Source organism: Pseudoalteromonas sp. Ps84H-4, assembly GCF_024124645.1.
In the GTDB taxonomy this organism is placed as follows: Bacteria; Pseudomonadota; Gammaproteobacteria; order Enterobacterales; family Alteromonadaceae; genus Pseudoalteromonas; species Pseudoalteromonas lipolytica_C.
Window position 1 is genome coordinate 63043 of record NZ_JAMXSK010000016.1, and the last position, 12312, is coordinate 75354.

Below are 12312 nucleotides of genomic sequence, written 5' to 3' on the forward strand. Positions count from 1 at the left end.
TAAAGCTAAATCCCGCTATTTTTGTGGCCTATGGCCGAGTTTAAATTAACACATTGATTTCAGTGCTGTTATAAATGCTTTTTTATGGGAGATAAATGGGGCATGCGATGCTTTATCTAATACTTCATACTCAAACTCAGGCTGTAAAGCATGCATTTTTTCAATTGCTCGATAAGGAACCAGTGAATCTAAGCGACCAAAAATGCCACATACTGGCACACTTAGCTCAGCAAACAGTGAGCGTAAATCGTCATGCTGCAAAATTTCTAAACCTGCGCTTAAAGCCTGCTCTTGTGGTGCTGGATACTGATTTAATAAAGTTTTTAGTTGTTTAATATCGTCACGGGCCGATTCACTGCCCATCGCCTGGATTGCTAAAAATCGCTCAATGGTTTTTTCGCGGTGACTAACAAGTTGCTCTTTGAAGGTATTTAATACATTCGGTTTAATACCTGGCCAGTCATTCTGCTCGGCAAAGAAAGGCGTTGATGCAACAAGCACAACTTTAGCCACCTTTTCTGGCCAATGAGCTGCAATGTACAAAGCAAATAATCCACCTAATGACCATCCAACGAGTAATGACCCTTCATTCAATTGCTCACTAAGTTGCTCAGCAGCGGCATGCAAGGTGTAAGGGGCTGGGCAGTTTTGTGCATTACCAAATCCCGGTAAATCCAAGCAACGAACCTCACCATCATGGAAAAATTCCAGTTCAGGCATTATTACTTGCCACACGCCTTGGTTCATTCCCCAACCATGTAGTAACACCATATCATTTTGCATATTTCATCATTCCGGACCACACTTAGCGCTCATGATAGCGTTTAAAGGAATGAATGCAATGTCTCGTTTAACTCATGCTTTAAAACTAGGTTTAGACACATTATTTCCAAACTTTTGTATTGGCTGTAACAGCCATATTAATCCTAACCATGCTTTATGCAGTTATTGTTTGCAAGATCTAAGCTTATTTGATTTAGAACGCCACCCAAACCTGTTACACAGGCCTGATGTCTGTGATGCTTTTCCTGACTGTCAGTTTGACCACTTAATTGCCTGCGCTTGGTACCAAGTGCCCTTAAATCAATGGTTAAAGCAGTTAAAATTTAATGACCAACAGTATTATAAGATTGCTCTACAACAAATCATTAGCCAGCAACTTGCAGTTGCTCGCAAAGTAAATATCCACTGGCCAGACGCTTTTATTATAATGCCCTTACATAAACAGCGATTTTTAACCCGTGGCTTCAACCAAGTCAGTCAAACATGGTTGCCTGTACTCCAAACACAAAATGAGCCTATTATTTCGCCTCTTCAAAAGCTAAAAGCTACAAAAGCACAATCAAAGCTCAGTAAAACGAACAGAATTAAAAACTTAAAGGGTGCGTTTATTTGCCAGCAGGATTTGTCTGCAAAAACCGTGGCAATCATTGATGATGTGATGACCTCTGGCGCAACTTTAAATGCAGCGACTGAGGTCATTAAAGAAGCCGGAGCTAAACAGGTGTGGGCTATGCTTACCTGCTTAACTCCGTTAGGTGCACATTAAAGGTGATTAGTCAGCTGAGGCATAGAATGCGTTACCAAAAAATAATGCATTGCTCAGTAAGCGACTAGTGCCGTACCAGTAACCACGAAATACTGGGTTATCAGTCATACCAATGACACTACCCTTACCGTATGAGTGTGCAATCAGTCCTGCTGCACCCGCTACTTGCTCCACGTTTACGTCATCAGTAAAGCCAGCTAAAAGCGGCTTGTCTGTGTAAGTAAGTACGTTAACAAAAGGTGCGTCTGATTTCTCAAGCAACCAAGTGCTATTCTTAAATACAGGTAATGTATTACGGTTAATCGAATACGTCAGTGGGTGAGATAAGTCCACTGAAGTATTAAAAATTGCACCCGCAATACGCTGACGACCAGCGAGGTCATCCTTATCAGCATAGGTAAGCCCTGTTGTATCAAAGGCGCTGGCTACATCACGACGAGATAAGTAATTAGCCTTTAATAATTGTTGATCGGCTAGGAACTTAGCTCCGCCTTTGTGTCCCCAAATAACTCCGCCTTTACGAACCCACGACTTAATTGCCACTTTCGTTGCATCATCAAGACGGTTGTAATTACCGTGCGCTAGAATGATATGGCTGTAGTTTTCAAGATCAATATCATCAAGACGTTGCATTTCAACAATGCTTGGCGCTGTGCCAACGAAACGGTCTAGGTAATACCATACCTCGCCAAGCTCATACTGGCTGCTCCCTTCACCACCGACTAATAGCACTTTCGGCGCTTTCACTACCGCCATTGAACGAGAGCCCAAGTCAGCACCTTTCACCGTTAAGCCTGAACTAATTGGTGTAATTTCAATGCCAAACTCGTTTTGTGCTTGGTTTAAATAGCTAACCCAGTTGCTATCTGTTTGCAGACCTGCAGGCACAAGGATACTTCCAGGCTCAAAAGCAATCTCACCCATAGGCGTTTTTGCTGTGAGTGGGCTTAATGCCACACGCGCTTTGACACCTTGTTCGAGTAAGCTATTAAGCATTTTTGGCGCTAAATAATCATCCCATTTGAATGCATAAGCATAGCTTTGTGGTAATGCTGCATAGCTTGATTTTACAGGCTGTTGCCAAGGCTCTTTAGCAACATTTAAGCCCCAATTGCTGCTTACTTTTGCAAACTCTAGATTGAAAGCATGCGCAAGAGTCCAGCCAGATACATCATAAAACGTGTTATCGACAAAACGCTGTTGCTCACTAAAAATCGCTTTAATTAAACGAAATTGCGGCTGTGCTAATGGCACATAGTAACTTTTTTCAGAAAAGCTTTGACCATTTACTTTTAACGGCTCTTCGAGCACATACGCATTAATTTGATGTTGCTTCAATAAATCAAGGAAGTACTGCATGCGACTCGTATCAGCACCACCTTTAACAACATAACCTTTGAAGTCTTCATCGCCAGCAAGATCTATCGCTTTGTTGTAAAATTTGGCTTGATAATCAAGTAAGTCAGCACGGTTATCAATCGCCGCTTGGAACGTCGACAAGCTAGTTAATAACTGATTTTTAATCGTAAACGGAAAACTTAACGGGCCGTTGATGGTTTCTTGTAAGTGACCACGTGAGCTTGCTTGTTCAAATAAAATACCTACACCGCCATTTACGTCTGGGTAAGTTGAGCCTTTACCATAGTAAAAGTCATCAAAGCTTTCTTCAGTGAAGTAAAGCGCATTATGCTCATCAAGTGTCTTTGCATGATAATTTGCAATTGCTTTAGTCAGCGTAACGTTTTCTTCAGGCGTGATTGGGTGTTTACGAGTTGGGATCCCTGGCTGAAAAAAATACGTGCTATTCGGGCCCATTTCGTGGAAGTCAGTCAGAATATTTGGCTTCCACTGGTGAAACTGTGCGATACGTGCACGTGATTCAGGGTGTTGCAGCAATAACCAATCACGGTTTAAATCAAACAAGTAATGGTTAGTACGACTGCTTGGCCAGCTTTCAATATGCTCGCGAGTTTGTGGATCTGATGACAACTTCATACCACGGTTGCTGTTTGCCCAATTTGCAAAACGCGCTAAGCCATCAGGATTTAATGATGGGTCGAGCAAAATAACCGTGTTATTCAGTAAGGTGTCAATTTCTGGCCCTTGTGCAGCGGCCAAATAATAGGCAACCAATAGCGATGCATTGCTACCTGATGATTCATTGCCATGTACGCTGTAACCCATCCAAACAACCGCTGGCTGTTTGCTTGAGTCTGTAGCACCACCATTTAAACGCGCTAAATGAGCTTTACGAATAGATTCAACTTGGCCTAGCTTGTCTGGTGCAGTAATCGTTAACATCACCAGCGGACGTTGCTCGTGAGTGCGACCAATTACTTTAAAGTTCATTCGGTCACTTTTTTCAGCAAGAATTTGCATATATTGCACAAGTTGATCGTGACGTACATGCCACTCACCCACTTCGTAGCCTAACACCTGCTCAGGAGTCGGAATACTTGGATCAAATTTCACATCTTGTTCAAAGTAATAAGAAAGAGGTTTTGCTAATGCGCTAACGCTCACTAGCATGGTTAATATTGTTATTATGAAACGCATAGATAGCACCCGTAATTATTTGATGTTTTAACGCTACCATTCGATAAAATAGATGCAACTTTTTACGCTCAACACTGGCGACAACACGATGAGCGGAGTATGATACACAGTATCCGAGTAATTTAGTCAAGTATAGTCCGTTTTATGATCTCTATTTCTGAATCTGCACAATCTCATTTTGCTAAACTTTTAGCAGACCAAGCTGAACAAACAAACATTCGTGTGTTTGTAGTAAACCCAGGTACTTCGCAGGCTGAGTGTGGTGTTTCTTACTGCCCAGAAGACGCCGTTGAAGCGACTGATATTCGTCTACCATTCAATGGTTTTGATGCCGTTGTTGATGCAGAAAGCGCCCCTTTCTTAGAAGAAGCTGAAATCGATTTTGTAACTGACAAAATGGGTACTCAGTTAACGCTTAAAGCACCAAATGCGAAAGCACGTAAACTTAGCGATGATGCATCACTACAAGAGCGTGTTCAACACATGCTTGAAACCGAAGTTAATCCTCAGCTCGCTAACCACGGCGGTCAAGTAAGCCTAGTAGAAATTACTGCTGACGGTATCGCGGTACTGCAATTTGGCGGTGGCTGTAACGGTTGTTCAATGATTGACGTCACACTTAAAGAAGGCATCGAGAAAGAAATGATCGCCAAGTTTGACGAAATCAACGGTGTAAGAGACATTACTGATCACCAATCTGGTGAGCACTCTTACTACTAACCGGTATATTAAGCATGCTTAAAAAATGGGTATTTCGCTTAGGCAGCGACCCCAAGTTAAGCTTAAAACGCTTTCTTCGCGGCCTAGCACTGTTTGTGCTAGCCGTGATTTTTATTGCCATAGGTTACTATGGACCCGCACTATTTCAATTAATTGGCCTAGTCATACTAGCTGTGGCTTTATTCTTTGCTGGTTGGGGCTACTTAGGTATTTTTGCCAACCGCTTTGCGCAAGTTTTAGAGCGCTCTTCACCCAAAAATCACGACCCTGATTTGTGGAAGTAATTTAATCTAATAATTGCTGATTATTGACAATTTTACGGTAGCGAAACCACAACGTTAACCCGCGCATTAGCATAAAGCTGGTCATCGCAAACCACAAACCATGATTTTGCCAGCTACTCACTACCCAAAACAGTCCAAAAAAGCCCACTAGAGCACTAAATAGCATAGTATTACGCATGTCTTTAGCACGGGTTAAACCGACAAATACACCATCAAATAAGAAGCAGCCCATCGCCGCGATAGGCAATATAATCACCCAAGGAAGGTAAACCGTTGCAAGGCTGATAACTTCGGGCACATCGGTGAGTAAGCGAATAATTGCCTCACCAAATAATAAAAATATAAGGCTATAAAACAACGCAAATAACCCGCCCCAAAACAAGCTCAAATTAACCCATAACTTAATCTGCTTAGCGCTGTGCTCACCTTTCGCTTTACCGACCTTTGCCTCACTTGCATAAGCAATACCATCAAGCGCAAAGCTCACCAACATTAAAAAGTTTAGTAACACGGCATTAGCCGCTAAGGTTGTTTCGCCGATACGTGCGCCATAAAAAGTCATAAAGCTAAAACATAGCTGGAGTGCTAATGAGCGAATAAAAATATCGCGATTTAAGCTTACTAAATCAAGTAACTTAGCAACACTTAACCAGGCTTTCACAGCAAGGTTAACACCTTGTTTTTTAGCTAGTTGTGCAACTAACATAAGTGCATAAGCAAGGGCGATATAATCAGCGATTAAAGACGCCCACGCAGCTCCAGCCACACCCCAATCAAGAAACACCACAAAATAAATATCAAGCACAATATTGGTTATATTGGTGATAAGTAATAAATAAAACGGCCCTCGACCATAATGAACACCTAGCATCCAACCAAGTAAAACCAAGTTACACAAAGCAGCGGGTGCACTAAAAATACGAATCGAAAAATAGCTATTTGCTTGTTCTAAAACAGCTTCATTCGCATTTGATAAATATGCCATTAAGGATTGAATAGGTATACTCAGCGCTATTAATAACAGCGCTACCGCTGTTGCTAGTAACAAGCTGCGCTTTAATAGCTCAGCAAGTAAGGTGTGATCGCTTTTACCATAGGCCTGGGCAACTAATCCTGTGGTGCTCATGCGCAAAAAGCCTGCTAGCCAAAATAATAACGAGATAACTGCTGAACCGAGCGCAATACCAGCTAAATAGTGAGCGCTTCCTAAGTGGCCGATTACAGCGGTATCAACTAAACCTAACATTGGCACGGTAATATTTGATAAAATCATCGGACCGGCTAATAACAGTAAACTTTTATGGTGTGCCTTATGACGTTTAAGAAAATGTTTCATTTAGTATTTGCAGTCCTGTTAGGTTTATCTTTGCGTGCCCATGGCGCAGTCATTCTACAGTATCACCACGTCAGTGAAAGCCTTCCTGCGGTAACCAGTGTCAGCAGCGAAACATTCACTGAACACATGCAATATTTAAAAGATAATAACTTCAACGTTATTCCACTAGATGAACTCATTACCTCGTTACAAGCAGGCCAACCGCTAACAGATAAAACCGTCGCAATAACCTTCGATGATGGCTACAAAAATAACTATGAAGAAGCTGCGCCCATCTTAGAAAAATTTGACTATCCGTACACTATTTTCGTAAATCCCGAGCTAATTGATGAAGGCAAAAGCTATGTAATGACGTGGCAGCAGTTAAAGGAGCTATCGAAAAAAGGCGCCTTAATTAGCAACCACACACAAGTTCATAATTACTTACACCGCAAACAACCAGGCGAGACTGAAGAAGTATGGCTTGCACGTACTAAAGAAGACATTTTATCTGCCCAGCAGCGCATTAAAGAAGAAATTGGCCATGATTACAAATACCTTGCTTACCCTTATGGCGAGTTTAATAACTCACTGCAACAACTAGTAAAATCGCTAGGATTTGTTGGTATAGGTCAGCATTCAGGGGCTGTAGGTATCCATTCTGACTTTACCCGGTTACCACGCTTTCCGGCATCGGGCTTTTATTCAAAGCTTGATACGCTTGCCACTAAACTCGACTCTCAAGCATTCACTATCAAACAGCTCAGCTATTCAGATAGCGTGACGGACGAAAACCCGCCAAGTTTAAGCATTCAATTTGATATGCAGGACTTTCATAAAAGCCAGTTTGCTTGTTATGTATCAGGTATTGGTCAAGCTGATTTAACCTGGCTTAGTAAAGATACGGTGAAGATCACATCACCTGAAAAGCTGAAAAAGGGCCGCTCTCGCTTTAACTGCACGGCCCCTTCTATCGCGAAGAAAGGCAGCTATTATTGGTTCTCTCAACCTTGGGTTATTGTACCTTAACCGCTTGTTTTAGCATTTGCGCTGTGATTTTATCTAGGCGAACCACTTCATTAGCCGCATTAAGCTCTACAGCGGCTTTTGGCATGCCCCATACCACAGACGATAATTCATCTTGCGCTATGGTGTAGGCTCCTGCTTGATTTAATGCTAATAAGCCTTGCGCGCCATCACTGCCCATACCGGTCAATAACGCCGCTACTGTCGCTTTAGGGCAAGCAACAACGAGGGAGTTAAATAGCACATCGACTGCTGGGCGATGGCGATTAACCAGCTCACTCGAATCAAGCTGACAAAACAGGCCTCCGGCTTTTTTCACCACACTCAAATGCTGATCGCCCGGTGCAATATACGCCCAGCCAGGTTGTAATTTATCGCCATGTTCAGCTTCTTTAACGTTTATTTTGCACGTTCTATCCATGCGCATCGCAAACGAAGTACTAAAGACCGGCGGAATATGCTGAGTAATTACAATCGGTGGGCAATTTTCTGGCATGCGCACGAGTACTTCTTTAATTGCCTCGGTGCCACCCGTTGAAGCCCCAATGGCTAGTACGCTATTGGCCTTAAATTGCAATGCTGTTAAAGAGCTATCGTCTTCAACTTTTGTTTCTTTAAAAGCGCGTATTCTGGCACCTGCGGCAGTGCGAACTTTTTGATGTAATAAATGGGCATAACGCTGCAGGTTTTCTGTAACATTGATGGTTGGCTTAGCAATAAAATCAACAGCACCAATTTCAAGGGCTTCCAATGTGATGGGTGAACCTTTTTGAGTTAATGTTGAAATCATTACCACTGGCATAGGTCGCAGGCGCATCAAGTTTTTCAAAAAACTTAACCCATCCATTTTCGGCATTTCGATATCTAATGTTAAGACATCGGGATTAAGGCGCTTAATTAAATCTCGGGCTTGATAAGGGTCTTCAGCCGCACCAACAACTTGAATGTCTTGCGCTTGCTCGAGAACTTCCTTGAGTAAACCACGGATCAGAGCAGAATCATCAACTATGAGTACTTTGATCATATGCTCTCCTAAAATAATTCAATATCCGTTTCTGCATCTTGCTGCTCAATATCGTGTAAGTATTTAATTTCACGTTTTTCGAGTTTATCAGAGTGCAATTCACGCATTTTTTTGACCTGAGCCTTGCCTGTTTGCGGATCAAACATCACCTTACGTGGCCAAGGTCCGCCAACATCATGGGATACTAAATCCAAACCCTCTTCAAGTACATAGGCATTTGCAAAACGAATGTTGCCAACACCAATATCTGTCATTGAACGGATTATTTTCCCGCCGCCAAACAGCTTTACTTTGAGGTTGCGTCTAGAAGCACCATTTTTTAGGATTTCATTGATCAAGTATTCCATTGCCCAGTTGCCATAACGACAGTTAAGGCTGTGTGCGTTGCTCGGATCAACGCCTTTTTCTGCTGGCAGCATGAAGTGATTCATCCCACCAATGCCTAATCCTTCATCGTAAATGCATGCAGCAATACATGAGCCTAGCACCGTTGTAATTAGCTCATCAGACTTGGAAACATAAAACTCGCCTGGTAATACTTTAGCAACCACTTTATGGCGCTTGCCATCCCAAAACCGCTTAACGTGATCAAAACCGGGAAGTACAGGTTTAAAATGACTACTCATAGACCACCTTTTTGATAGATAGTTTGGCCTAAATTCTTAAACTCTTTATGGTCTTTACCCAGTGTTTCGGAATGCCCCAAGAATAAATGACCTGAATCGGTCAACAAATCGTAATAACGTTTAAATAGAGTATCTTTCGTCGGCTTATCGAAGTAGATAACTACATTGCGACAAAAAATAACATCAAACGGCCCTTTCATAGGCCAGCTTTGTAATAAGTTTAGACGTTTAAAGAAAATATTCTTTTGTAGTTCGGGTTTTACTTTATATAACTGACCGTCATGGCTTTTTAGAAACCAGCGCTTAAGTTGGCTTTTGTCTAAACCATTCACATTGGCAGCGGTATAGGTGCCAGCCTGTGCTTTAGCAAGCACATTTGAGTCTAAGTCAGTAGCTAGGATTTTCACATCCCAGTCAGATGGGAATAAACCGCTTAAGGTCATAGCAATGGTATAAGGCTCTTCGCCGGTCGAGCAACCAGCAGACCACACCCTTACACGCTTTTGTTTAGCATTACTAATCAGCAGTTTGGGGACTATGGTATTTTTTAGATAACTAAAGTGATGTGGCTCACGAAAGAAAGAAGTCAGATTAGTGGTTATGGCATTAATAAACTCACTAAACTCTTGCTCTTTATTCTCTTCAAGAAAGTCTAAATATTCTTTAAAGTTCTTAAGCTTATGTTGGCGAATACGTCTTGCTAAACGCGAGTAAACCATCTCGCGTTTGTGTTCTGCTAAGACAATGCCGCAAGCATCGTACACTTGTGACGAAATAGCTTTAAAATCACTATCCGTTAATAAAAACTCTTTCATGAGCCTGACCCTGCAGCTGTAACATTAGATGCAATTAACTAGTTAGAATTTAGTTGGGAAGAGTTTTAAAACTCTTCCCACTCATCACTAGGGTCAACAAAGTTATTGCCTTTTGGCGCTGAACGCACAGGTGAGCTTGGCGTTTTAGGAGCTGGGGCTGAACTTGCGCGGCTTGTAATATCCATCTCGTTATTTGATAACGAGAAGAAGTTTAATAAGCGGCTCATATCATTCGCTTGCTCAGCCATTGATTCACCTGCGGCAGATGCTTGCTCAACTAAAGCAGCATTTTGCTGAGTCATTTCATCCATTTGAGCAATGGCTTTATTAACTTGTTCAATACCAGAGCTTTGCTCTTCAGAAGCTTGAGCAATATCAGAAATCATTGCTGTAACTCTTTGCACCGCCGTAACAATTTCTTGTAATGTTGAACCCGATTCATTAACCAGTAATGTACCATCCTCAACTTTGCCAACACTGTCTCGGATCAATTCTTTGATTTCTTTTGCTGCAGCAGCTGAACGTTGCGCTAAATTACGAACCTCACCAGCAACAACCGCGAAACCTCGGCCTTGTTCACCTGCTCGTGCAGCTTCAACAGCAGCATTCAATGCGAGTAAATTTGTTTGGAAAGCGATTTCATCAATAACACTAATGATATCTGCAATTTTCTTACTTGATTCGTTAATTGCAGACATACTCACTACAGCACGGTTTACAACTTCACCGCCTTTTTGTGCTTTCGTGCGTGTTTCTTCTGCCAGCTCGTTCACTTCTTTTGCGTTATCCGCATTTTGGCGAACCGTACTGGTCATCTCTTCCATACTAGATGCTGTTTCTTCAAGTGATGAAGCTTGCTCTTCAGTTCGTTGACTTAAATCAGCATTACCTTGTGAGATTTCTTCTGCGCCACTTGCAACCAGAGTTGCTGAGGTATTAATGCGATTAATCACTTCAGTAAGCTTATCAGCCGTGGCATTTGCATCACGTTTTAGCTTCTCAAATGAACCTTGGTAGTCTTGCTCAATACGTTTTGATAAGTCACCATTCGCCATGGCATCCAGCATATTGCCTGTATCTTTAACTGCATCATCAACAATGCTTACAAGGCTATTTAAACCTTGCGCTAACCGTAAGAAGAAGCCTTGTTTACCCGTCTCTTCAACACGGGCTTCTAAGTCACCTTTACCTGCAGCAGAAACAAGACCCGCAATCTCTTTTTCAATCGCGACTTCAGCCGTTCTATCTTCCCACTCAACAACAGTACCAATACGCTCATTTTCAGGAGTGAAAATAGGGTTCGCAACCAAACCAAAGGTGCGACCACCGACTTGAATTTCCGTACTGTAAGTACTGCTTAATTTAGCTAGCATGTTGCGTTGATGTGCCGGATTTTTGTGAAATACATCAATATTTTGACCAATCAAATTATTGCTGTTGAAATTCGGCAAGTCTTTCCGTAAATCACTTTCTGCGATTTTCATCATATTAAGAACGGCCTCGTTCATATAAATGATGTTATTCCCAGAGTCTGCAATCATAGTGTTAGTAGCTACACGGTCAAGTGCGCGACGTACGCGCAAATTCTCTTCCGCTTCACGTTTTTCAGCTTCGGCTTTATTCACTCGATCAGTGATATCTTGCCATTCAACAATTGTTCCTAAACGCTTACCTGATGCACTTAACCAAGGCGTTGCAATCAGGCTAAAAATAAGACCAGCCAAACGTAACGTTGTTTTATAAGGTTCTTTTAATGATTTCAATAACTCACGTTGATGGCTTGGCTGTTTATGAAAATCGTCAACACATGTACCGATTAAGTTAGACACTGAAAAGCTTGGCAGCACTGTCTGTAAGGTCGACTCGCGTGCTTGTAGCATTTGTTTTACTTGCTCATTCACGAATATAATTTTCAGATCGTTATCGGCAATCATCACATTCGCTTGGCATACTCGTAATGCATTAGACAGATCAGCATCACGTTTCGATTGTTTTTCTAACTCTTTCTGTGCGGAGATATCGGTTGCAAATTTGATGACTTTGATGACATTGCCGTTACCATCAATAATCGGGTTATATGTGGCTTGAATCCAGATTTCTTTGCCACCTTTACCAAAACGTTTGAATTCGTCAGAAATAAATTCACCGTTTCGTAAGCGCTGCCAAAACTGCTGGTACTCAGGGCTTTTTGATTCATCATCAGCGACAAATATAGCATGATGTTGTCCCTGAATTTCTTCAAGTCGATAGCCCATTACGCTTAAAAAATTAGCATTGGCTGTGATAATCGATCCTGTCGGCTGAAATTCAATTACTGCAAGCGACTTGTTTAGTGCCGTAACAATTAAATCATTGCTCGACTCAACATTTTTAGGACTGCTAAACCAACCCATACCC

The 12312-nt window shown here is 41.9% G+C and carries 11 protein-coding genes; 4 read left to right on the forward strand and 7 right to left on the reverse strand.

Annotation, left to right across the window (positions count from 1 at the left end; all coding sequences use genetic code 11):
• Window positions 1-45: 45 nt before the first annotated feature.
• Window positions 46-783, reverse strand: coding sequence for a pimeloyl-ACP methyl ester esterase BioH (gene bioH, locus NH454_RS14355; protein WP_135922891.1), 738 nt, complete (start codon window positions 781-783; stop codon window positions 46-48).
• Window positions 784-841: 58 nt separating this feature from the next.
• Here bioH and NH454_RS14360 point away from each other — a divergent pair, with 58 nt between their 5' ends.
• Window positions 842-1549 carry a phosphoribosyltransferase family protein gene (locus NH454_RS14360; protein WP_253039415.1) on the forward strand — a complete coding sequence of 236 codons (708 nt, stop codon included), beginning with the start codon at window positions 842-844 and terminating at the stop codon, window positions 1547-1549.
• Between the two features lie 6 nt (window positions 1550-1555).
• Here the strand turns inward: NH454_RS14360 and NH454_RS14365 are convergent, their stop codons facing one another.
• Window positions 1556-4105: a M14 metallopeptidase family protein gene (locus tag NH454_RS14365; protein WP_253039416.1), complete on the reverse strand. Its 2550-nt coding sequence runs from the start codon at window positions 4103-4105 to the stop codon at window positions 1556-1558.
• Window positions 4106-4249: 144 nt separating this feature from the next.
• Here NH454_RS14365 and nfuA point away from each other — a divergent pair, with 144 nt between their 5' ends.
• Window positions 4250-4825, forward strand: coding sequence for a Fe-S biogenesis protein NfuA (gene nfuA, locus NH454_RS14370; RefSeq protein WP_054554437.1), 576 nt, complete (start codon window positions 4250-4252; stop codon window positions 4823-4825).
• Window positions 4826-4839: 14 nt separating this feature from the next.
• Window positions 4840-5109: a hypothetical protein gene (locus NH454_RS14375; RefSeq protein WP_054554438.1), complete on the forward strand. Its 270-nt coding sequence runs from the start codon at window positions 4840-4842 to the stop codon at window positions 5107-5109.
• Between the two features lies 1 nt (window position 5110).
• Here the strand turns inward: NH454_RS14375 and dinF are convergent, their stop codons facing one another.
• Entirely contained in the window at window positions 5111-6445 is a 1335-nt protein-coding gene (gene dinF, locus NH454_RS14380) for an MATE family efflux transporter DinF (protein WP_175083004.1), read from the reverse strand.
• Between dinF and NH454_RS14385 the strand changes: the two genes are divergently transcribed.
• Window positions 6422-7453 (forward strand): polysaccharide deacetylase family protein, encoded by a 1032-nt coding sequence (locus NH454_RS14385; RefSeq protein ID WP_253039418.1) that lies wholly within the window; start codon window positions 6422-6424, stop codon window positions 7451-7453. The genes dinF and NH454_RS14385 overlap by 24 nt on opposite strands.
• On the opposite strand, the gene NH454_RS14390 is transcribed toward NH454_RS14385, so the two are convergent.
• From NH454_RS14390 to NH454_RS14405, 4 genes are all read right to left on the reverse strand, one after another.
• Window positions 7440-8474, reverse strand: a complete 1035-nt coding sequence (locus NH454_RS14390; protein ID WP_175083005.1) for a chemotaxis response regulator protein-glutamate methylesterase — start codon at window positions 8472-8474, stop codon at window positions 7440-7442. The genes NH454_RS14385 and NH454_RS14390 overlap by 14 nt on opposite strands.
• An 8-nt stretch (window positions 8475-8482) precedes the next feature.
• The gene (gene cheD / locus NH454_RS14395) at window positions 8483-9100 is read right to left on the reverse strand and encodes a chemoreceptor glutamine deamidase CheD (protein ID WP_063702436.1); all 618 of its coding nucleotides are present in this window, start codon (window positions 9098-9100) and stop codon (window positions 8483-8485) included.
• Entirely contained in the window at window positions 9097-9915 is an 819-nt protein-coding gene (locus NH454_RS14400) for a protein-glutamate O-methyltransferase CheR (RefSeq protein WP_062564789.1), read from the reverse strand. The genes cheD and NH454_RS14400 overlap by 4 nt, the downstream gene beginning before the upstream one ends.
• A gap of 65 nt (window positions 9916-9980) precedes the next feature.
• Complete coding sequence (locus tag NH454_RS14405) at window positions 9981-12308, reverse strand: methyl-accepting chemotaxis protein (protein ID WP_253039419.1); 2328 nt, start codon at window positions 12306-12308, stop codon at window positions 9981-9983.
• Between the last annotated feature and the right edge of the window lie 4 nt (window positions 12309-12312).